Origin of the sequence: Mycobacterium colombiense (genome assembly GCF_003284935.1) — a bacterium.
Lineage (GTDB): Bacteria > Actinomycetota > Actinomycetes > Mycobacteriales > Mycobacteriaceae > Mycobacterium > Mycobacterium arosiense_A.
In genome coordinates, this window is the sequence record NZ_QMEV01000077.1 from 1 (window position 1) to 20,727 (window position 20,727).

The 20,727-nt window shown below is 68.7% G+C and carries 23 protein-coding genes, 1 pseudogene and 1 riboswitch; of the genes and pseudogenes, 11 read left to right on the forward strand and 13 right to left on the reverse strand.

Annotated features, from left to right (window positions below; all coding sequences use genetic code 11):
• The 4 genes from DQP57_RS23005 to DQP57_RS23020 form a co-directional block, all read right to left on the reverse strand.
• A partial coding sequence (locus DQP57_RS23005; protein ID WP_165821882.1) for a transglycosylase family protein occupies nucleotides 1–325 on the reverse strand: 325 nt, incomplete at its 3' end.
• A 13-nt stretch (nucleotides 326–338) separates the two neighbouring features.
• A riboswitch (cyclic di-AMP (ydaO/yuaA leader) is annotated at nucleotides 339–523 on the reverse strand.
• 234 nt (nucleotides 524–757) lie between these two features.
• Complete coding sequence (locus DQP57_RS23010; protein ID WP_112634939.1) at nucleotides 758–1,036, reverse strand: MoaD/ThiS family protein; 279 nt, start codon at nucleotides 1,034–1,036, stop codon at nucleotides 758–760.
• A gap of 4 nt (nucleotides 1,037–1,040) precedes the next feature.
• The gene (gene moaA / locus DQP57_RS23015; protein ID WP_112634940.1) at nucleotides 1,041–2,120 is read right to left on the reverse strand and encodes a GTP 3',8-cyclase MoaA; all 1,080 of its coding nucleotides are present in this window, start codon (nucleotides 2,118–2,120) and stop codon (nucleotides 1,041–1,043) included.
• A complete protein-coding gene (locus DQP57_RS23020) occupies nucleotides 2,117–2,524 on the reverse strand; it encodes a YccF domain-containing protein (protein WP_112634941.1) in 408 nt (135 codons plus the stop codon). Before DQP57_RS23020 ends, moaA begins: the two co-directional genes overlap by 4 nt.
• A 165-nt stretch (nucleotides 2,525–2,689) precedes the next feature.
• Between DQP57_RS23020 and DQP57_RS23025 the strand changes: the two genes are divergently transcribed.
• Nucleotides 2,690–3,097: a cold-shock protein gene (locus tag DQP57_RS23025; RefSeq protein WP_007777168.1), complete on the forward strand. Its 408-nt coding sequence runs from the start codon at nucleotides 2,690–2,692 to the stop codon at nucleotides 3,095–3,097.
• Nucleotides 3,098–3,129: 32 nt separating this feature from the next.
• A complete protein-coding gene (locus tag DQP57_RS23030; protein ID WP_112634942.1) occupies nucleotides 3,130–4,134 on the forward strand; it encodes a glutathione S-transferase family protein in 1,005 nt (334 codons plus the stop codon).
• A gap of 81 nt (nucleotides 4,135–4,215) precedes the next feature.
• On the opposite strand, the gene DQP57_RS23035 is transcribed toward DQP57_RS23030, so the two are convergent.
• Complete coding sequence (locus tag DQP57_RS23035) at nucleotides 4,216–4,716, reverse strand: DUF2771 domain-containing protein (protein ID WP_112634943.1); 501 nt, start codon at nucleotides 4,714–4,716, stop codon at nucleotides 4,216–4,218.
• Nucleotides 4,713–6,356: an MFS transporter gene (locus DQP57_RS23040; protein ID WP_112634944.1), complete on the reverse strand. Its 1,644-nt coding sequence runs from the start codon at nucleotides 6,354–6,356 to the stop codon at nucleotides 4,713–4,715. Before DQP57_RS23040 ends, DQP57_RS23035 begins: the two co-directional genes overlap by 4 nt.
• Before the next feature lie 130 nt (nucleotides 6,357–6,486).
• Between DQP57_RS23040 and DQP57_RS23045 the strand changes: the two are divergent.
• A pseudogene (locus DQP57_RS23045) lies at nucleotides 6,487–7,269 on the forward strand (DUF3027 domain-containing protein); the annotation flags it as partial.
• A 185-nt stretch (nucleotides 7,270–7,454) separates the two neighbouring features.
• Here DQP57_RS23045 and DQP57_RS23050 read toward each other — a convergent pair.
• Both DQP57_RS23050 and DQP57_RS23055 read right to left on the reverse strand, forming a co-directional pair.
• Nucleotides 7,455–7,910 carry an SRPBCC family protein gene (locus DQP57_RS23050; protein WP_112634946.1) on the reverse strand — a complete coding sequence of 152 codons (456 nt, stop codon included), beginning with the start codon at nucleotides 7,908–7,910 and terminating at the stop codon, nucleotides 7,455–7,457.
• A gap of 20 nt (nucleotides 7,911–7,930) precedes the next feature.
• Nucleotides 7,931–8,200, reverse strand: coding sequence for a DUF2530 domain-containing protein (locus DQP57_RS23055; protein ID WP_112634957.1), 270 nt, complete (start codon nucleotides 8,198–8,200; stop codon nucleotides 7,931–7,933).
• A gap of 204 nt (nucleotides 8,201–8,404) precedes the next feature.
• Between DQP57_RS23055 and DQP57_RS23060 the strand changes: the two genes are divergently transcribed.
• The 3 genes from DQP57_RS23060 to DQP57_RS23070 are packed head-to-tail and all read left to right on the forward strand — an operon-like array spanning nucleotide 8,405 to nucleotide 9,972.
• Nucleotides 8,405–8,836, forward strand: coding sequence for a MarR family transcriptional regulator (locus DQP57_RS23060; protein ID WP_064954373.1), 432 nt, complete (start codon nucleotides 8,405–8,407; stop codon nucleotides 8,834–8,836).
• Nucleotides 8,837–8,858: 22 nt separating this feature from the next.
• Complete coding sequence (locus tag DQP57_RS23065; protein ID WP_112634947.1) at nucleotides 8,859–9,692, forward strand: TrmH family RNA methyltransferase; 834 nt, start codon at nucleotides 8,859–8,861, stop codon at nucleotides 9,690–9,692.
• A 10-nt stretch (nucleotides 9,693–9,702) separates the two neighbouring features.
• Complete coding sequence (locus DQP57_RS23070; RefSeq protein ID WP_112634948.1) at nucleotides 9,703–9,972, forward strand: DUF2537 domain-containing protein; 270 nt, start codon at nucleotides 9,703–9,705, stop codon at nucleotides 9,970–9,972.
• Here DQP57_RS23070 and sepH read toward each other — a convergent pair.
• Nucleotides 9,969–10,742, reverse strand: coding sequence for a septation protein SepH (gene sepH, locus DQP57_RS23075; RefSeq protein WP_112634949.1), 774 nt, complete (start codon nucleotides 10,740–10,742; stop codon nucleotides 9,969–9,971). The genes DQP57_RS23070 and sepH overlap by 4 nt on opposite strands.
• 212 nt (nucleotides 10,743–10,954) lie before the next feature.
• Nucleotides 10,955–12,073: a phosphoserine transaminase gene (gene serC, locus DQP57_RS23080; RefSeq protein ID WP_112634958.1), complete on the reverse strand. Its 1,119-nt coding sequence runs from the start codon at nucleotides 12,071–12,073 to the stop codon at nucleotides 10,955–10,957.
• Nucleotides 12,074–12,318: 245 nt separating this feature from the next.
• Here serC and DQP57_RS23085 point away from each other — a divergent pair, with 245 nt between their 5' ends.
• Both DQP57_RS23085 and DQP57_RS23090 read left to right on the forward strand, forming a co-directional pair.
• Nucleotides 12,319–13,344: an AurF N-oxygenase family protein gene (locus tag DQP57_RS23085; protein WP_112634950.1), complete on the forward strand. Its 1,026-nt coding sequence runs from the start codon at nucleotides 12,319–12,321 to the stop codon at nucleotides 13,342–13,344.
• 17 nt (nucleotides 13,345–13,361) lie between these two features.
• Nucleotides 13,362–15,050, forward strand: a complete 1,689-nt coding sequence (locus DQP57_RS23090) for a 4Fe-4S binding protein (RefSeq protein ID WP_112634951.1) — start codon at nucleotides 13,362–13,364, stop codon at nucleotides 15,048–15,050.
• A gap of 81 nt (nucleotides 15,051–15,131) precedes the next feature.
• Here the strand turns inward: DQP57_RS23090 and DQP57_RS23095 are convergent, their stop codons facing one another.
• Together DQP57_RS23095 and DQP57_RS23100 are read right to left on the reverse strand one after the other, a co-directional pair.
• Complete coding sequence (locus DQP57_RS23095) at nucleotides 15,132–15,590, reverse strand: VOC family protein (protein WP_112634952.1); 459 nt, start codon at nucleotides 15,588–15,590, stop codon at nucleotides 15,132–15,134.
• Between the two features lie 131 nt (nucleotides 15,591–15,721).
• On the reverse strand, nucleotides 15,722–16,843 hold the full coding sequence (locus DQP57_RS23100; protein WP_112634953.1) for a citrate synthase 2: 1,122 nt from the start codon (nucleotides 16,841–16,843) through the stop codon (nucleotides 15,722–15,724).
• A gap of 117 nt (nucleotides 16,844–16,960) precedes the next feature.
• Between DQP57_RS23100 and pdxH the strand changes: the two genes are divergently transcribed.
• From pdxH to DQP57_RS23115, 3 genes are all read left to right on the forward strand, one after another.
• Nucleotides 16,961–17,590, forward strand: coding sequence for a pyridoxamine 5'-phosphate oxidase (pdxH, locus tag DQP57_RS23105; protein WP_112634954.1), 630 nt, complete (start codon nucleotides 16,961–16,963; stop codon nucleotides 17,588–17,590).
• Between the two features lie 158 nt (nucleotides 17,591–17,748).
• Nucleotides 17,749–19,044, forward strand: coding sequence for a citrate synthase (locus DQP57_RS23110; protein ID WP_112634955.1), 1,296 nt, complete (start codon nucleotides 17,749–17,751; stop codon nucleotides 19,042–19,044).
• Nucleotides 19,045–19,298: 254 nt separating this feature from the next.
• Nucleotides 19,299–19,670 (forward strand): DoxX family protein, encoded by a 372-nt coding sequence (locus tag DQP57_RS23115; protein WP_112634956.1) that lies wholly within the window; start codon nucleotides 19,299–19,301, stop codon nucleotides 19,668–19,670.
• On the opposite strand, the gene DQP57_RS23120 is transcribed toward DQP57_RS23115, so the two are convergent.
• The coding region (locus tag DQP57_RS23120; protein ID WP_133259298.1) for a phytoene desaturase family protein at nucleotides 19,671–20,727 on the reverse strand (1,057 nt) is incomplete at its 5' end.

The window sequence follows — 20,727 nt, forward strand, 5'->3', positions numbered from 1 at the left end:
CACGGCCCTGGGTGGCGAGAACCCGCTCGGCGACGGCGATCTGCTGTTCCTTGGTGGCGAGTTCGGCCGACGGGGCGTACTGGCCGCCGCCGTGCGACGCCCAGGTGCTCGCGCTGAACTGCACGCCGCCGTGGTAGCCGTTACCGGTGTTGATGGCCCAGTTGCCACCGGATTCGCAACGGGCTACCTGATCCCATTCACCGTCGGTGGCCGCGGCCGCTTGGCCGGCAAGGGCGATGCTGCCGCCACCAAGAACCGCACCGGTGAAGGCGATCTTGGCGACGCTGATGTTTGAACTGCTGGGCTTACGGTGACGTCCACTCATACGCGCCGGGGTATTCCTCTCTCGTCACGCGCCTGCGAGGTCAGCTGTCGGGTTCGGGTTGGAGAGGCCACCCGGCCGACGTTGTCCTCAAGCGGACGACGCCGGCTTCACCCCTAGGAGCCGCGAGCGGCCCCAGTCCGATCACGGTGGACCGGTGGGTCCCCCGTCTCCATCCATGTAGTTCGGTGGCCCCCGCCTATTGGATGGAGCTCGGCGCGATAGGGAGGGGAGGTCGCCAATCGGGATGGCTGGCGAGCCTTCGGAGACGGTAACGGTTTCTGTTGGTCTCGTCACGTCTTGCGAAACCCGGCGTTTCCCTCTCGGCCATCTGCGAAAACCCCAGGAACACAAGGTGTTTGCGCAGGTCATAGTGGGCGATATCGCAGCGTGACCGCGCCGTTATAAATCCGTTACGTGAGATAACTCACAGTTTCAGCCGCCAGAAAAGGGCGGCAGGACATCGATTGTGTCACCGGATTGCAACGTCACGGTCTCGTCGCGCACGGCGATCCCGTCGCGCAGGTATGAGCACCGCGTCAATACCGTGGCGAGGCGGGACCCTCGCGCGGCGAGCCGCCCCACCAGTTCGCCGACCGTGGTGCCGGGGCGCAGCACCACCGTCTCGGACTCGACGTCAGCGGCCGCGCGGGCGGCGGCGAAGTAGCGCACCGTCACCTGGATTCCGTTTGCTTGGACAGGGGTCTGTCCCATCGGGCTAGCCACCGATCGCGCTCATCGGGCGGTCGGGCTGGATGAAGTTGGGGTCGTTGATGCCGTGTCCGGCGGGCTTGCCCCACATCGCGGTACGCCACGCCGCCTCGATCGCGTCGTCGGACCCGCCGCCGCGCAGCAGGCCGCGCAGGTCGGTCTCCTGTTCGGCGAACAGACAGCTGCGGATCTGGCCGTCGGCCGTCAACCGGGTGCGGTCACAGGCCGCGCAGAACGCGTGCGAAACCGAGGCGATGACGCCGAACTTCCCGCTCGGGGTGCCCGGGCCCGTGTCGACCAGCCAGAGCTCGGCGGGGGCCGAGCCGCGCGGCGCCGGGTCGGGGCGCAGCCGGAAGTGCGGGCGCAGGGCCGCCAGCACGTCGTCGGCGCTCAGCGCGGCATCCCGGCGCCACTGGTGCCCGGCATCCAGCGGCATCTGCTCGATGATGCGCAGTTGGTAGCCGTGCTCGAGGCAGAACCGCAACAGTCCCACCACGTCCTCGCGCCCGGTGGCGGGGTCGAGCACCGCGTTCACCTTCACCGGCGTCAGGCCCGCGTCGTTGGCGGCGGCCAGGCCGGCCAGCACGTCGGTGAGCCGGTCGCGGCGGGTGATGGCCGCGAAATGGCGCCGATCCACGCTGTCCAGCGAGACGTTGACGCGGTTCAGGCCCGCCGCCGCGAGCGCGGCGGCGCGCCGCGCCAGCCCGACACCGTTGGTGGTCAGCGAGATCTCCGGCCGGGGCCGCAGGGCGGCGGCCGCGGTGACCACCTCTTCGAGGTGGCGCGCCAGCAGCGGTTCGCCGCCGGTGAAGCGCACGCTGGTCACGCCCAGCCGGGTGACCGCGATGCGCATCAGCCTGGCCAGCTCGTCGGCGCTCAGCAGCTGCTCGCCGGGCAGCCAGTTCAGGCCCTCGGCCGGCATGCAATAGCTGCACCGCAGGTTGCAGCGATCGGTCAGCGAGACCCGCAGGTCGGTGGCGACCCGGCCATAGGTGTCCACCAGCGGCCCGGTGGCGGGAGCGTCGGCGGGCACGGCCGGGCCGTCGCGGCTCGGTACCGACGGGAGGCCCAGCGTCGTCAGCGTCATGCGGCCACCGGCGGGGCGTAGTGCACCGGCGAGCCGACCGGGACGATCTGCTTGCCCAGCGGCATCAACGACACCGGGATCAATTTGAGGTTGGCCAGCGCCAGCGGGAGGCCCACGATCGTGAGCGCCATCGCCGCGGCGCTGACCAGATGGCCGATCGCCAGCCACACGCCGAACAGCACCACCCAGATGACGTTGCCGATCAGCGCGGCGGACCCCGCGGTCGGCTTGTCCACGATCGTGCGCCCGAACGGCCACAGCGCGTAGGAGGCGATGCGCAGCGACGCGAAGCCGAACGGGATGGTGATGATGAGCAGGAAGCTGAGCAGCGCCGCAGCCAGGTACCCGACGGCCATCCACAGGCCGCCGAATATCAACCAGATGACGTTCAGGATCAGGCGCATATCTCCTCCGCGGGTATTACCAAGCGTACCGAGTGAGGAATAACGGGGGTGCTCGTTACCCGGGCATCCGAGTAGGATCAGACTCCTAATACGGCGTCCTGCGCAGGCGGGACGCTTATTGTGTTGGCGATTTCTATTGATCCGTTAGACAAGCAGGTGAGTCCAGTGCCGACGGGCAAGGTTAAGTGGTACGACGCTGACAAGGGTTTCGGCTTCCTGTCGCAAGAGGACGGCGAAGACGTCTACGTCCGCTCGTCGGCGTTGCCCGCCGGGGTCGAGGGCCTCAAGGCGGGCCAGCGGGTGGAGTTCGGCATCGCCTCCGGACGGCGCGGACCGCAAGCGTTGAGCCTCAAGCTGATTGAGCCGCCGCCCAGCCTCACCAAGACCCGTCGCGAGGCGCCGGCCGAGCACAAGCACAACCCCGACGAGCTGCACGGCATGGTCGAGGACATGATCACCCTGCTGGAAAGCACCGTGCAGCCCGAGCTGCGCAAGGGTCGCTACCCGGACCGCAAGACCGCCCGCCGGGTCTCCGAGGTGGTCAAGGCCGTCGCGCGGGAACTCGACGCCTGACGTCGGCTCGTTATTGAGCGACTATGGGAGCTATGGCTTCCTATATCGCGCAAGCGGGCGAATTCACCCGCGACACCAACTACATCAGCACCCGCATCACCGCCGACGGGCGCGACGGTTACCCCGTCGAGCCCGGCCGGTACCGGCTGATCGTCGCGCGTGCGTGCCCCTGGGCGAACCGCGCGATCATCGTGCGCCGTTTGTTGGGCCTGGAAAGCGTTCTCTCCATTGGCTTTTGTGGCCCCACCCACGACGAGCGCAGTTGGACGTTCGATCTCGATCCCGGCGGCGTCGACCCGGTGCTGAAGATTCCGCGGCTGCAGGACGCCTACTTCAAGCGGTTCCCCGACTACCCCAAGGGCATCACGGTCCCGGCGATCGTGGATGTGCCGACCGGGGCGGTCGTCACCAACGACTTCGCGCAGATGACGCTCGACTTCTCGACGCAATGGTCGGCCTACCACCGCGACGGTGCGCCCGAGCTGTATCCCGAGCACCTGCGCGACGAGATCGACGAGGTGAGCAAGCGGGTCTACACCGAGATCAACAACGGTGTGTACCGGTGCGGGTTCGCCGGCTCGCAGCAGGCCTACGAAGCGGCGTATGACCGGTTGTTCACCGCCCTGGATTGGGTGAGCGAACGGCTGACCGATCAGCGATTCCTGGTGGGCGACACCATCACCGAGGCCGACGTGCGGCTGTTCACCACGCTGGCCCGCTTCGACCCGGTCTATCACGGACACTTCAAATGCAACCGCAGCAAACTGAGCGAGATGCCGGTGCTGTGGGCCTACGCGCGCGACCTGTTCCAGACGCCGGGTTTCGGGGACACCGTGGACTTCGTCCAGATCAAGCAGCACTACTACATCGTGCACGCCGACATCAATCCCACCCGGATCGTGCCCAAGGGTCCGGACCTGGCCGGATGGCTGACCCCCCACGGGCGAGAAGCCTTGGGCGGCAAGCCCTTCGGGCAGGGAACGCCGCCCGGGCCGCCCGTCGACGGTGAACGCGTGCCGGCCGGCCACGGGGCTTGACGGTTTCTCCGCCGAACGTCGACTTGTTGGGCGCACAGTGGTGTTTCCCCCGACAAGTCCGCGTTCGCCCGAAAGGCGACCTCAGAAGGTCAGCCGCACCGACCATTCCGCGTGGGGCACGTCGTGCAGCTCCCCTGCGGGATCCACCGCCAACGTCAGCAGCTGCACGACGATCCCGGCCAGGCGCCCGCGATGCGGGTCGACCGAGGAGATCGTCACGGCGAAGCGGGTGCCGGGCCGAAAGAGGGTGCTGGTGGTATTCGTTGGGTCGTCGTAGACCTGCAGCAGCCGCCACGGTGCCCGGTAGATGGCGTCCGGCACCGAAAGCTGAATGGGGTAGCGCTCGGTGACCCGTAGCTCGCCCTGGTTCTGCGGCGACTCGCAGTCTTCGAGGTTGAGCACGTTGCAATACAGGTAGGGCCCCACCCGCGTCAGATGCCCGTGCGAATAGGCGCTGATCTCGGGGTGCTGCGGGCCGGAGCGCCCCACCAGCAGCCAGGTGCCCACCCCCGCGCCGGCGCAGAGCACGGCCACCAGGCAGGCGAGCAGCACGGCCACACCCCGCTTGCGTTGCGGTTTCACTCGGCGACCACCGCCGCGGCGCCGGCACCGCGGCGCTTGCCCTCCTGCTCGACCATGATTGGCCTATTTCCTCCCAGGCCGGGAATCAGTGAGTTGCCGCGGAAGCTGACAAGCGTCTGCGCCAGGCCCAGGATGAGCAGCGCAGTGACCGCGGTGAAGCCGACCCACAGTTCGGTGTACACCAACACCCCCACCGCGCCGCCGAGGACCCACGCCAATTGCAGCGTCGACTCCGAGCGCCCGAAGCCCGAGGCGCGGGATTCCTCGGGCAGGTCGTTCTGCAGCGACGCGTCCAGGGACGCCTTGGCGATGGCGCTGGCGCCCGACGTGACCAGGGTGGCGATCACGGCCACCACCAGGTTGCCGGCCACCGCGGCGGCCAGCGCGACCGCGCTCACCGCCACCGTGCAGCGCACCACCAGCGCGGCGGGCCTGCCCAGCTTCAGGCGCGCGCTGGTGAAGTTGCCGACGAAATTGCCGATCCCGGCCGCGGCGCCGATCACTCCGAGCATGGCGACCTGGGCCCAGCCGTTGGCCTGATGCGCCTTGGCGACGAACGCGGGGTAGAGGAACAGGAAGCCGACCATGACCTTGATGGTGCAGTTGCCCCACAGCGAGGTGATGATGTTGCGCCCCAACGGTTGTCGAAGCGCCCCGCTGACTTCCTGGTGCCAGCTGCGCCGCAGCGGTTCGCTGTCCTGCCGGTAACTCAGGGTGGCGGGAACCTCGCCGGCGGTCACCTCGACCCAGCGCGGTATCCGCATGGACAGCATCGCGCCGGTGATCGTCACCGCGATCACCACGAACAACGCCCCGGGCAGCTTGAACAGGTGGGTGCAGACGAACTCGACACCACCGGCGATCGCGCCGCCGACGATGGTGCCGCCCAGCAGGCCGAACATGGTCAGGCGGGCGTTGACGCGCACCAGGTCGATGGTCGGCGGCATCACCCGTGGGGTCACGGCGCTGCGCAGCACGCTGAACGACTTGGAGAACACCATCATCGCGAGCGCACACGGATAAAGCACCCAGGACGGGAAGCTGCCGGTGGCGCCGTCGTAGTTCATGACCAGCAGCACCGCCAGCGCGGTGCGCAGGGCGAACGACGCGGCCAGCGCAGCGCGACGGCCGTGCTGCAGCCGGTCCAGCGCGGGCCCGATCAGCGGTGCGATCACCGCGAACGGCGCGATGGTGATCAGCAGATACAGGGCGACCCGGCCCTTGCTCTCGCCAGTGGCAGCGGCGAAGAACAACGTGTTGGCCAGCGCGACGGCCATCGCCGCGTCCACCGCGAAGTTGGCCACCACGGGCCACGTCAGCGCCGTCAGGCCGGACTTGTCGGCGCCGTCGGCCGTCGCGGCGCGCTGCACCATCCAGTACATGCGCGAACCCATTTCGCGGCTGCGCAGTGCCGCGGCGCGGGTGACGGTGATCCGCTCACCGGACGCCGGGCTACGCGGTGGCGCCTCGTTGCTGCGATTGCGCTCCGGCTGGTGGCCCAGCGGGGGCAAGTAGCGGTTGGCGCTCGGCATGGGCGACGGACGGCGGGCGCGCCGATCGGCATCGTCGCCCGCGGGGTAGTTGGCCGCGCCCGGATGTTGGGCGCTCTTGCGGGGCCGGCGGCCCGGCTGAGAGGCCACTCGGCCCGGGTCGTTTTGCCGCCGTCCAGACACGTCGCAATTCTCCCCTATGCCGCCTGGATGCGTCTGCAGGTAACGGGGCGTGGCTCGCCAACCTAGTATTGGAAACGCAATGCAGAAAGAAGACAGCGTGACCAGACCTATCGAGGCATCCGCCAGGTCGACCGGGGCCGACTGGCCCGAGGGGTTGGCGGCGGTGCTCACGGGCGCCGCAGACCAGGCCAGGGCCGCCGTCGTGGAGTTCAGCGCACCGGAGATGGTCGGCGACTACCTGGGCGTCGGCTACGAAGACCCGAGCAGCGCCACCCACCGCTTCCTGGCGCACCTGCCCGGCTACCAGGGTTGGCAATGGGCCGTCGTCGTCGCCGCCTATCCCGGCGCCGACCACGCGACCATCAGCGAGGTCGTGCTGGTGCCCGGGCCGACCGCATTGCTGGCACCCAAATGGGTGCCGTGGGACCAGCGGGTGCGGCCCGGCGACCTGAGCCCCGGCGACCTGCTGGCGCCCGCCGCCGACGATCCCCGGCTGGTTCCTGGCTACACCGCCAGCGGTGATCCCCAGGTTGACGAGACCGCCGCCGAGATCGGGCTGGGCCGGCGCTGGGTGATGAGCGCCGAGGGCCGATCGGACACTGCCGAACGCTGGCGCGCCGGCGATTACGGGCCCGACTCGCCGATGGCGCGGTCCACCAAGCGGGTGTGCCGCGACTGTGGCTTCTTCCTGCCGCTGTCGGGATCGCTGGGCGCGCTGTTCGGCGTGTGCGGCAACGAACTGTCGGCCGACGGCCACATCGTCGACAAGCTCTACGGCTGCGGCGCCCACTCGGACACACCCGCCCCGGCGGGCACCGGGTCGCCCGCGTACGAGCCGTACGACGACGGCCTGCTGGACGTCACCCAGACGCCGGTCGAACCGTCGGCCTCGCCTGAGGTGTCCGCCGAGACCCCTGCGGCGCCGGGGGAATCCGAGACCCAAGAGCCTGAGCCCGAAACGCCGGGCGAGACGGCTTCGGCCGAGGCGGCCGAAGCCGAAGCCGAGGCCCAGCCGGTGACCGAGGCGCCCGAGCCCGAGCAGCAGCCGCAGACCGAGACGCCGGACTAGCCGGTTTCGGCGGCGGCCTTGATGCGCGCCAGCGAGGCGTTCATGCCCTCGACCAATTCGCGCTCGAAATTGGTGGTCCCGCCGAACAGCGCGTTCACCGACAGGTTCGAAAACGCGGTGACGCCGTTTTCGGCGTGACGGCTCTCGGTCAGCCGGGTGCCCTCGCCGCTGGGCTCGAGCTCGTAGCACCAGATGGTGTTGTTGGTGTCGACGCGGAAGGCCAGCTTGCGGTCGGGGACGATCTCGACCACCGTGCAGGTGGTCGGCCAGAACATGCGCTTGCGGCGGTTGAGGTTGAGCGTCCGGGTGCCCTGACGCACCGGGCCGAAGGGCTTCATCCAACGACACTGCGGACTCCACTGCGGCATTCGGCGCAGATCGGAGATCAATCCCCACACGGTGGCCACCGGTGCGTCGATGTCAATGTGCGCTTGCAACAGCGGGGCTACCATCGCTCCTCCAGGGTGGCGAATCAGTTGTGGTCGAGATAGTTTTCGAGTCCGGCCTGCGCGCCGCGGGCACCGCGACGGGCGGCGGCGAGCTGCAGCAGGAAGATGCTCGTGCCGAGCACCCCCACGCCCAGGCCGGCCAGGGCCACCGGACGCCAGCCCTGCAGGGCGGGCACCAGGAAGGCGACGGCCACCGCGGTGAGCCAGCCCAACGCGCCGAGCGCGATGAACGGCCACACGTGCAGCAGCGCGGCCGGCAACGGCGGTGCGGTGCGGTTGGGTTCGGCAGCCATCGGGATCAACATAGCCCGCCGTCGACGGCGGGCGACGGCGCACCCACTCGCCGAGACGGATGATCTTCGCACCGACGAGCAAAGCGGGATACGCGGGCGGATAAGCGTTTCGATGAAAAGCCCCGCAGCTTAGCGAAGACGCTCAGCAGCCGTCGTTCACCGGTTCGTGTCCCGGTTTCTCGGGCTTCCGTGTAACCTCGCGCCATGCCTGACAGCGATGCGCGGCTGGCCAGCGACCTGTCACTGGCAGTGATGCGGCTGGCCCGCCAACTGCGGTTTCGCAACCCGTCGTCGCCGGTGTCGCTGTCCCAGCTGTCGGCGCTGGCCATGCTGACCAACGAAGGCCCGATGACCCCCGGTGCCCTGGCAATCCGCGAACGGGTCCGCCCGCCCTCGATGACCCGGGTGATTGCCTCGCTGGCCGAGATGGGGCTGGTGGACCGCGCGCCGCACCCGGTCGACGGCCGGCAGGTGCTCGTCTCGGTTTCGGAGTCGGGCGCCGAGTTGGTCAAAGCCAACCGCCGCGCCCGCCAGGAGTGGCTGGCCAAGCGGCTGGCGACGCTGGACAGCGAACAACGAGACACCCTGCGCAACGCGGCCGATCTGATGTTGGCCCTCGTCGACGAAGGCCCGTGAGTCACGGGACCGCAGCCGGCGAATGTTCATCGACGTTGACGATCCCGACGATCCGAGGCTCGACGATTTCCGCGACCTGAACAGCGTCGATCGTCGTCCCGATCTGCCGTCGGGCAAGGGGCTGGTAATCGCCGAGGGCGTGCTGGTGGTGCAGCGCATGCTCGCGTCACGGTTTCACCCGCACGCCCTGCTGGGCACCGACCGGCGGTTCGCCGAGCTCGAAGACGACCTGGCCGGCACGGTCGTGCCGTGCTACCGAACGTCCGCCGACGTCATGGCCCGGGTGGTCGGCTTTCACCTCAACCGCGGCGTGCTCGCGGCCGCCCGGCGGGTGCCCGAACCCGGCGTCGCCGAGGTGATCTCGAGCGCCCGCACCGTCGCGGTGCTCGAAGGGGTCAACGATCACGAGAACCTGGGCTCGATCTTCCGCAACGCGGCCGGGCTGGGCGTCGACGCGGTGGTGTTCGGCAGCGGCTGTGCCGACCCGCTGTACCGTCGTGCGGTCCGGGTGTCCATGGGTCACGCGCTGCTGGTGCCCTATGCGCGCGCGAACTGTTGGCCGGCCGAGCTTACGACGTTGCGGGAGAACGGGTTTCGGCTTCTGGCCATGACTCCGCAGGGTGGCGCGTGCGCCTTGCCGGAGGCGATGACGGCCGCGCGTGACGAACGCGTCGCGGTGTTGGTCGGCGCTGAGGGGCCGGGCCTGACGCCGGCCACCTTGCGGTTGAGTGATGTGCGGGTGCGCATCCCGATGTCGCGCGGCACCGATTCGCTCAACGTCGCGACGGCCGCGGCGTTGGCCTTCTACGAGCGGGCCCGCTCGGCGACGAGAGGCGGCGATGGACAGTCAGACTAGGCTCCGGCTGATGAGAGACGAGTCCGTGCCCTGGGCAACGGGTTTGACGGTCAGCGCGTTCGTCGCGGCGGTCATCGCCGCGGCGATCGTGGTGCTCAGTCTGGGGCTGCTTCGCGTGCACGCGCTGCTGGCCGTGGGGCTCAACGTCGTGGCGGCCGGGGGACTGGCGCCGACCCTGTGGGGGTGGCGGCGGACGCCCGTCCTGCGCTGGTTCGTGCTGGGCGCCGCGGTGGGCGTGGCGGGGGCGTGGGTCGCGCTGCTGGCCCTGGCGGCCGCTTAGCGCTGCCCGCCCGAGCGCACGCCGAGCAGCACGTCCTCCCACGCCGGGATGACGGGCTTGCCTCGGCGGGTGTGCACCGGCTTCTCGTCCGGTTCCGCGGCGGGCGCCTGGTCGGCGACCGGAGGCTTGGCGGGCTCTTCGAAGTCGACGTGGGCGACCCGGGCCACCGGCCGCAACGGGCGTTCGAAGTTGGGGTCGATCAGCGCGCTGGCCGCGTCGTCGATGGCGGTCACCGTTCCGCCGTGCGCACCGGGCGAGAAACAGAAGTGGGCGAGGTTGTCGGAACGGCCGACCTTCCAGGCCAGCTGCACCGTCCAGCGGTTGTCTTCGTTGCGCCACGCGTCCCAGCTGAGTTTGTCGTGGCTCAGCCCGCGGGTCACCAGTGCGGCGCTGACCGTCTCCAGCAGGGTCAGCACCGCGGGACCGTCGGGCAGCATCGGGTGGGCGGCGGTTGCCAGCTCGGCGGCCCGGAACCGCTCCAGCAAAACCGGGTGAGCAAAGCGGCGGATCCGCGACACCTCCGAGCCTGACGCCGCGGCGACCTGTTCGACGGAGGCACCCGCCCGGATCTTGGCCTGAATTTCTTTGGGACTGAGCATGTTGGTGACTTCAATCTCGAGCTGCGGTTGCTCAGAGGACAGGGCCGCGTCGCGCAGCAGGGCTCGCAGGCGGTCGTCGGCCGCCAGCTTGAACTGCTCCGCGGGATCGTCACCCTCGCAGATGACATGTTTGCTGTCGGCATCCAGGCCAACCACTTTGAGTTCCCGCATGGTTATCTCCTCGCAGGCTCCGTGCAGGTCAGCGACGGACCCGTCACGTGCGCACTTTAGTCCAGCAACCGCCCATCACCTGTGCTGACACGCTGTGCGGTGGCGCGCTGATTGCCGGTTCGACGGTGCTCAATTGTCCGGCTCGCCCCCTCGCCGCGGCGCGGCTGGGGTGCCCCCGCAGCTGCGCGTGCCGCGGCAGCATCGTCGCCGGACTAAAGCCGCTCGACGACCCAGTCGATGCACTGGGTGAGGGCGCTGACGTCGTCGGGGTCCACCGCCGGGAACATGCCCACCCGCAGCTGGTTGCGGCCGAGTTTGCGGTACGGCTCGGTGTCGACGACGCCGTTGGCCCGGAGGACCTTCGCCACGGCCGCGGCATCGACCTCGTCGGCGAAATCGATGGTGCCCACCACCTGCGAGCGCAGCGTCGGGTCGCTGACGAAGGGGGTGGTGTAGGGCCGCTCCTCGGCCCAGGAGTAGAGCCGGCCCGAGGAGTCCGCGGTGCGCTTGACGGCCCAGTCCAGCCCGCCGTTACTCAGCAACCAGTCGACCTGCTCGGCCATCAGCGCCAGGGTGCCGACCGCCGGGGTGTTGTAGGTCTGGTCCTTCACGCTGTTCTCCACCGCGATGGGCAGCGACAGGAAATCGGGGACCCAGCGGCCGGAGGCGGCCACGGACTCGACGCGGGCCAGCGCCGCAGGGCTCATGACGGCCAGCCACAGGCCGCCGTCGCTGGCGAAATTCTTCTGCGGCGAGAAGTAATAGGCGTCGGTCTCGGCGATGTCGACCGGCAGCCCCCCGGCGCCCGAGGTCGCGTCGATGACGATCAGCGCGTCGCCCGAATCGGCGGGCCGTCGAATGGGCACCGCGACGCCGGTCGACGTTTCGTTGTGCGCCCAGGCGATCACATCCACCGACGGGTCGCTCTGCGGCTCGGGGGCGCTGCCCGCGTCCGCCTTGATGACGACGGGATCGCCGACGAAGGGGTTCTTGGCGACCGCCGAGGCGAACTTGGAGCTGAATTCGCCGAAGGACAGGTGCAGCGAGCGCTTGTCGATCAGGCCGAAGGCCGCGGCATCCCAGAACGCCGTCGCCCCGCCGTTGCCCAAGATGACCTCATAACCGTCGGGCAGCGAAAACAGATCCGCGAGCCCGGAGCGCAGCCGGCCCACCAGGTTCTTGACCGGCGCCTGCCGGTGCGAGGTGCCGAACAACGGGGCGGCGGTCGTGGTCAGCGCCTGCAGTTGTTCGGGCCGGACCTTCGACGGGCCACACCCGAAGCGGCCGTCACGGGGTTTGATGTCAGCGGGGATCTCGAGCTGGTCAGCCATGCTCATCAGGGTAGTGAGCCGAGCTGACCGGTCGGTGCGGAGGCCGCCGGCTAACCCCCGCCGCCAGGGCAAAAGCCCTGGTCGGCCGGGCCCGGGCGTTTGATCGCCTGTGATCTGGGGCATAAAAATCTCATGACCACCGGTCAGGTCACAGTGCCCGGACGGGGTCTAGGAATTATCCGGTACCTGCGGTACTGTCTGGACACAGCACGTCCAAATGTAAACCTCGTTGGGGAGGCCTGGATATGGCTAGGACGCGATTAGTCCGGCGTTGGCAAAACAACATGGAAGTGCGCGACGACGCCGAATACGTCAACATGCTTGCCACACTGTCCGAGGGGTCGGTGCGGCGCAACTTCAATCCTTACACCGATATCGATTGGGATTCACCGGAATTCGCGGTCACGGAGAACGATCCGCGATGGATCTTGCCGGACACCGACCCGCTGGGTCGCCATCCCTGGTACCTGGCGCAGTCCGACGAGCGCAAGATCAAGATCGGGATGTGGCGCCAGGCGAACGTGGCCAAGGTGGGTCTGCACTTCGAATCCATCTTGATCCGCGGCCTGATGAACTACACGTTCTGGGTGCCCAACGGGTCGCCGGAGTACCGGTACTGCCTGCACGAATCGGTCGAAGAGTGCAACCACACCATGATGTTCCAGGAGATGGTCAACCGCATCGGCGCCGACGTGCCGGGCATGCCACGGGTCCTGAAGTGGCTCTCGCCGCTGGTGCCGCTGGTGGCCGGCCCGCTGCCGGTGGCGTTCTTCATCGGTGTGCTTGCCGGCGAGGAGCCGATCGACCACACGCAGAAAAACGTTCTGCGCGAAGGCAAGTCGCTGCACCCCATCATGGAGCGGGTGATGGCGATCCACGTGGCCGAGGAGGCCCGCCACATCTCGTTCGCCCACGAGTTCCTGCGCAAGCGGGTGCCCGAATTGACCAAGAGGCAGCGATTCTGGACCGCGCTGTACCTGCCGCTCACCATGAAGGTGCTCTGCCGCGCAATTGTGGTGCCGCCCAAGGCGTTCTGGCGCGAGTTCGACATCCCGCGGGACGTCAAGAAGGAACTGTTCTTCCGCTCGCCGGAATCGCGTAAGTGGCTCAGCGACATGTTCGGTGACGTGCGGATGCTGGCCTACGACACCGGCCTGATGGAGACGCGCTCGGCGCGGTTGATGTGGCGGTTGTGCAAGATCAACGGCAAGCCGTCGCGCTATCGCAGCGAGCCGCAGCGCCAGCACCTGACCGCGGTCCCGGCTGCGTAGTCACTGCGAGTTCGTTTATGCCGCACGTTATTACCCAGTCGTGCTGTAACGACGGGTCCTGTGTTTTCGCATGCCCGGTGAATTGCATTCACCCGACACCGGACGAGCCCGGCTTCGCCACCTCGGAGATGCTTTACATCGATCCGGTGGCGTGCGTGGACTGCGGTGCCTGTGTGAGCGCGTGCCCCGTCGGTGCGATCGCGCCCGACACCCGGTTGGACTCCAAGCAGCTGCCGTTCATCGAGATCAACGCGTCCTTCTACCCGGACCGGCCAAAGGACGAGAAGCTGCCGCCGACGTCGAAGCTGGCGCCGGTGATACCGGCCGCCGAGGTGCGCCCCCGCCGCAGGCCCCTGACGGTGGCCATCGTCGGATCGGGCCCCGCGGCGATGTACGCCGCCGACGAACTGCTGACCCAGCAGGGCGTGTGCGTCAACGTCTTCGAAAAGCTGCCCACCCCATACGGTTTGGTGCGGGCCGGGGTGGCGCCCGATCACCAGAACACCAAGAGGGTCACCCGGCTGTTCGACAGGGTCGCCGGTGACCGCCGGTTCCGGTTCTACCTCAACGTCGAGGTCGGCACGCGGCTGAGCCACGCGGACCTACTGGCGCACCACCACGCCGTGCTGTATGCGGTCGGCGCGCCCGATGATCGCAGGCTGGACATCGAGGGCATGGGCCTGCCGGGGACCGGGACGGCAACCGAACTGGTCGCGTGGATCAACGGGCACCCCGACTTCGCCGATCTGCCAGTCGATCTCAGCCACGAGCGGGCGGTGATCGTCGGCAACGGCAACGTCGCCCTCGACGTCGCCCGGTTGCTCACGTCGGATCCCGACGAGCTGGCCCGCACCGACATCGCCGATCACGCGTTGGCGGCGTTCCGCGCCTCGGCGGTGCGCGAGGTGGTGATCGCGGCCCGGCGCGGCCCGGCGCAGTCGGCCTTCACGCTGCCCGAGCTCATCGGGCTCACCGGCGGATCCGAGGTGGTGCTCAGCGCGGCCGACCACGAGCTGGTGGAGGCCGACCTCGCGACCGCGCCGGATGCCCTGACCAAGCGCAAGCTGGAAATCTTGAGCACGCTCGGCGACGATTCGGCGCCGCCGTCGCGCCCGAGGATCAGGCTGGCGTATCGGCTCACCCCGACCCGGGTGCTGGGGGACCAGCGCGTCACCGGTATGGAGTTCTCGGTCACCGGCACCGACGAGACCCGAACGATGGAAACCGGTCTGGTGCTGACGTCGATTGGCTACCGCGGCAAGCCGATTCGCGACCTGCCCTATGACGAGGCGGCGGCTGTGGTGCCCAACGACGCGGGTCGCGTCGTCGACCCGGTTTCGGGTGACCCGGTGCCCGGCGCCTACGTCGCCGGCTGGATCAAGCGGGGGCCCAGCGGATTCATCGGCACCAACAAGTCGTGCTCGTTCGAGACCGTCCAGTCCCTGGTCGCCGATTTCAACGCCGGCAAGATGACCGATCCGATCGCCAAGCCCGACGCGCTGGCCGAGCTGGTGCACGCCCGCCAGCCCGACGCGATCGACGCGGCGGGATGGCGCGCCATCGACGCCGCCGAAATCGCGCGCGGCAGCGAGGAAGGCCGGCCCCGCAACAAGTTCACCGACGTCTCCGCGATGCTCGCGACCGCGGCGGTCGCGGAGCCGGCGCCGCCACCGCGACGCCGGCTGCTGGACCGGCTGCTCGGTTAGTCCCGACGGAGGCGACCCGTTCCCGCAAGCGGGAGGTGCCCCCGTCGCCCGGCTACGCCGCGCTTGCGCTCGCGATCGCCACTAACCGGCCCCCTGCCCGGACATCGCCGCCGAGATCTCTTCCATGCTGACCTCGCGGACCGGCTGTCCCAGCGACCAGTGGTGGCCGAACGGGTCGGCGACCATGCCATAGCGGTCGCCCCAGAACTGGTCGTCGAGCGGGGTCACCACGGTGGCACCGGCGTCCAGCGCCCGCTGGAAGCTGGCGTCGACGTCGGTGACCGTCAGGTGGATCGTCACCGGGGTGCCGCCCAGCGACGTCGGCGTCATCGACTTGCCGCCGCACACTTCGGGGAAGTCATCGTTGAGCATCACCGTGAAGCCGTTGATGCGCACCGCGGCGTGCACCAGTTTGCCGTCGGGACGCGGCACGCGCCCGATCTCCTGGGCGCCAAAAGCCTTGACGTAGAAGTCGATTGCCGCGGCGGCGTCGTCGACCACCAGGTGCGGGGACAGTGCGGGTTCGACGTTGATCGCCATGCTGATTCTCCTTGCTGTCGGTTTCCTGTCCCGCCCATGACGGGCAGGTTCACGATGTATGACTGCGTCGGCGACGAAAACTCATCGCGACGGCAACCATTAGATCGCCGGGTACCGACAACCCGGGGACGTCAGGCGTTGGTGAGACTGCGGTCCCAGCCCTCGACGGACTCCGGGCTGCGCGGGCCCGGGCCGACGTAGATGGCCGACGGCCGGACCAGCTTGCCGAGCCGCTTCTGCTCGAGGATGTGCGCGCACCAGCCGGCGGTCCGCCCGCAGGTGAACATCGCCGGCATCATGCTGGCCGGTACCCGGGCGAAGTCCAGCATCACCGCGGCCCAGAACTCGACGTTGGTCTCGATGGCCCGGTCCGGGCGGCGTTCGCGCAGCTCGGCCAGGGCCGCCTGCTCCAGCGCGACGGCGACCTCGTGGCGCGGCGCGCCCAGCCGCTCGGCGGTAGCGCGCAGCACCCGCGCCCGGGGGTCCTCCGCGCGGTAGACCCGGTGCCCGAAGCCCATCAGCTTGTCGCCGCTGTCCAGGATCTTCTTCACCAGGCCACGCGCGTCGCCGGTGCGCTCGACCTCCTCGATCATCGGCAGCACCCGCGCCGGCGCCCCGCCGTGCAGCGGGCCGCTCATCGCCCCGATCGCCCCGGACAGCGCCGCCGCCACGTCGGCGCCGGTCGAGGCGATCACCCGGGCGGTGAACGTCGAGGCGTTCATGCCGTGCTCGGCGGCCGAGACCCAGTAGGCGTCAATCGCTTCGACGTGCCGCGGGTCCGGCTCGCCCTGCCATCGCGTCATGAACCGGGCGGTGACCGTGTCGCATTCGTCGATGATCCGTTGGGGGACGGCGGGCTGGTAGATGCCGCGCGCGGACTGCGCGACGTAGGACAGTGCCATCACCGAGGCCCGGGCCAGCTGGTCGCGGGCGGTGTCGTCGTCGGTGTCCAGCAGTGGCTTGTAGCCCCAGATCGGGGCCAGCATCGCCAGGCCCGCCTGCACGTCGACGCGCACGTCGCCGGTGTGAATGGGCAGCGGGAAGGGCTCGGCGGGCGGCAGGCCGCGGCCGAACTTGCCGTCGACCAGCAGCGCCCACACGTCGCCGAACGTGACCTGCTGCGTCACCAGGTCTTCGATGTCGACGCCGCGATAGCGCAGCGCACCGCCGTCTTTATCCGGCTCGGCGATTTCGGTGGTGAAGGCGACCACGCCTTCCAAGCCGGGGACAAAGTCTTCGGGGACCACAGTCATGCCGAAAATTCTCGCACCCCCTGATCGGGCCGACGCTACCGGCCGGTAGCAAGCGCCGGTAGCGTGGACGCGATGGCAGGACCAGACCCCGCGCCAGGAAAAGAGCACCTGCAACTAATGCGTGTGGAATACGGATCAGCGGAAAAAGACGGCAGCCCGGATCTCGACGTGGATTGGCTGCGCGACGGCTGGGTTTCGTTGTTGCGCAAATGGATCGACGACGCCGAGCGGGCGGGTGTGGCCGAACCCAACGCGTTGGTGCTGGCCACCGTGACCGCCGACGGCAGGCCGGCCAGCCGGTCGGTGCTGTGCAAGGGTGTCGACGAGACCGGGATCACTTTTTTCACCAACTATGACTCTGCCAAGGGCGACGATCTGGCCGCGACGCCGTACGCCTCGGCGACGTTTCCCTGGTACCAGCTCGGCCGTCAGGTCCACGTCCGCGGCCCGGTGCGCAAGGTCGCCGCGGAGCTCACCGAGGACTACTGGTCCAAGCGGCCGCGCGGGTCACAACTGGGGGCGTGGGCGTCGCAGCAATCCCGACCGATCGCCTCGCGGGCGGCGCTGCTCGAGCAACTGGAGGAGGTGACCGCCCGCTTCGCCGATCGCGAGCGGGTCCCGGTCCCGCCCGGCTGGGGTGGCTACCTGATCGCCCCCGAGGTGGTGGAGTTCTGGCAGGGCCGGGAAAACCGATTGCACAACCGCATCCGCATGACCGGGGGCCGGGTGGAACGCCTGCAGCCCTAACCCGCTGATGATGCACGTTGCGCCGCGGCGTGGCGGGGTCGATCGCTGGCGTGACCAGCGGACTCGACCCCGGGCAGGCGCCCCATCGTCATAACGACTACCTTTTGCAGTAAGCACCTAGTCAGCAGCCATATCAGCCAGAGCGCAAAGGGGTTCTCGTGGCAGACACCGACGACACCGCCACTTTGAAGTACCCGGGCGGTGAGACCGACCTGGAGATCGTCAAGGCCACCGACGGCGCTGACGGCATCGCGCTGGGCTCGCTGTTGTCCAAGACCGGCTACACCACGTTCGACAACGGCTTCGTCAACACCGCTTCGTGCAAGAGCTCCATCACCTACATCGACGGCGAAGCGGGCATCCTGCGCTACCGCGGCATCCCGATCGAGCAGCTCGCCGAGAAGTCGACCTTCATCGAGGTGAGCTACCTCCTGATCTACGGCGAACTGCCGAGCAAGGAGCAATTGGCCGACTTCACCAAGCGGATCCAGCTGCACACCATGCTGCACGAGGACCTCAAGCGATTCTTCGACGGCTTCCCGCGCAACGCCCACCCGATGCCGGTGTTGTCCAGTGCCGTCAACGCCCTGTCGGCTTACTACCCCGACTCGCTCGACCCGATGGACACCGAAGACGTCGAGCTCTCGACGATCCGGTTGCTGGCCAAGCTGCCGACCATCGCGGCCTACGCCTACAAGAAGTCCGTCGGCCAGCCGTTCCTCTACCCGGACAACTCACTGTCACTGGTGGAGAACTTCCTGCGCATGACGTTCGGGCTGCCCGCGGAACCCTACGAGGCGGACCCCGAAATCGTTCGGGCGCTGGACATGCTGCTCATCCTGCACGCCGACCACGAACAGAACTGTTCGACGTCCACGGTCCGGTTGGTGGGGTCCTCGCAGGCCAACCTGTTCACCTCGATCTCCGGTGGGATCAACGCGCTGTGGGGACCGCTGCACGGCGGCGCCAACCAGGCGGTGCTCGAGATGCTCGAGAAGATCCGCCAAAGCGACGACGACGTCAGCGAATTCGTGCGCAAGGTCAAGAATCGCGAAGAAGGCGTGAAGCTGATGGGCTTCGGTCACCGCGTCTACAAGAACTACGACCCGCGCGCCCGCATCGTCAAGGAGCAGGCCGACAAGATCCTGGCCAAGCTCGGCGGCGACGACGACCTGCTGGACATCGCCAAGCAGCTCGAAGAGGCCGCGCTCACCGACGACTACTTCATCGAGCGCAAGCTCTACCCCAACGTCGACTTCTACACCGGCCTGATCTACCGGGCGCTGGGCTTCCCGACCCGGATGTTCACCGTCCTGTTCGCGCTGGGGCGGCTGCCCGGGTGGATTGCGCACTGGCGCGAGATGCACGACGAGGGCGACAGCAAGATCGGCCGGCCGCGCCAGATCTACACCGGTTACACCGAGCGCGACTACGTCACCATCGACGCGCGGTAGCTGTGCCGAGCGCCGGCATCGGCGCCCGGTTCAGTTCGCCTCCTTCAGCCAGCCGGCATACGCCGGGTAGCACCGCACACCGCGAGCCGAGGCGCACGCGGTGACGGGCGTGCGCATGGCTAGTGCTCCTTTCCGTTGACGGCGCGGGGTTCCCTGCGCCCGTGAGGCGACGGCCCCATGAACCAGACCACTGTTGTCACGCGCGGCAGCAGTCGTTCGTCTTATGGTCGTCCGCTCAACAAGAAAGGAAGACAATGAACGCCGCGCTATGGTCAGCACAGATCATCCTGGCCGCGATATTCGCCCTGTCCGGAACAGCCAAGCTCACATTCAGCCGCGAACGACTACTGGCGACGGGCCAGACCGGCATCGCCATGTTTCCGATGCCCGTCGTCCGCCTCACCGCCGCATCGGAAATACTCGCCGCGGCAGGACTTATCGCGCCCGGACTGACGGGTATTGCGGTGGTCTTGACGCCGCTGGCGGCCGCGGGCCTGTGCGCGGTCATGGTCGGCGCGGCGTGGGCGCACACACGGCTGCACGAACGCCGCGCTGTCGCGGTCAACATGGTGCTACTCGCATTGGCGGCCTTCGTGTTGCTCTGCCGGGCCGCGATGTTGCACTGATCAGTCGCGATCACGACGGGGATCGAGCGCCGCCAGCACCGCCATCGCGGCGTTGTGGCCGCCGATACCCGATACCGCTCCGCCGCGGCGAGTTCCGGAGCCGCACAGCATGATTCGTTCGTTGGCAGTCGAAACGCCCCATCGCCGTGCCGGCGTGTCCAGCGGGTCGTCCTCCTCGGCGAACGGCCAGGACAGGCCGCCGTGGAAGATGTTGCCGCCGCTCATGTGCAGCGTCCGCTCAAGGTCCAGCGTCGTCGTCGTCTCCAGGCACGCCCGGCCCTGCGCATCGGTCAGCAGCACATCCTGAATCGGTTCGGCCAGAACGGAATTCAGTGACGACAACACGTCGTCGGTCAGTCGATCGCGCAGCGCGTCGGGGTCGGCGCCGTCGAACAGCGAATGCGGGGTGTGCAGGCCGAACACCGTCATCGTCTGCGCCCCCGCGTCGCGCAGGTCCGCCGACAGGATGCTGGGGTCGGTCAGCGAGTGGCAATAGGCCTCGCACGGCAGGGGATTCGGCGGTTGGCCCGCGGCGGCCTGCGCATACGCGGCATCGAGCTGCGTCCAGGTCTCGTTGACGTGGAACGTCCCGGCGAATGCCTGCTCGGGTGTGACCGCGTGGTCGCGCAGCCGGGGCAGCCGCGCGAGCACCATGTTGACCTTGACCTGCGCGCCGCCCGGCGCGGGGGTGGGTTCCTCACCGAGTAGCTCGGCCAGGACGGTGGGTGTGACACCGGCCAGGACGAACCGGGCCGTGAGGCGGTGGTCTTCCCCGCCGGCGCGATAGCGCACCTCACCGGCCGGGTCGATGGCGTAAACCTCTGCGCCGGTGGATATGTCGGCGCCGTGCCGGACCGCCGCCGCGGCCAGGGCCGCCGTCACCGCGCCCATGCCGCCGATCGGGACGTCCCAGTCCCCGGTGCCCCCGCCGAGCACGTGATACAGGAAGCAGACATTCTGCGGCAGCGACGGGTCATCGAGGCGGGCGAACGTGCCGATCAGGGCGTCGGTTGCGATCACGCCGCGAACGACGTCGTTGCCCACGGCGCCGGCGATG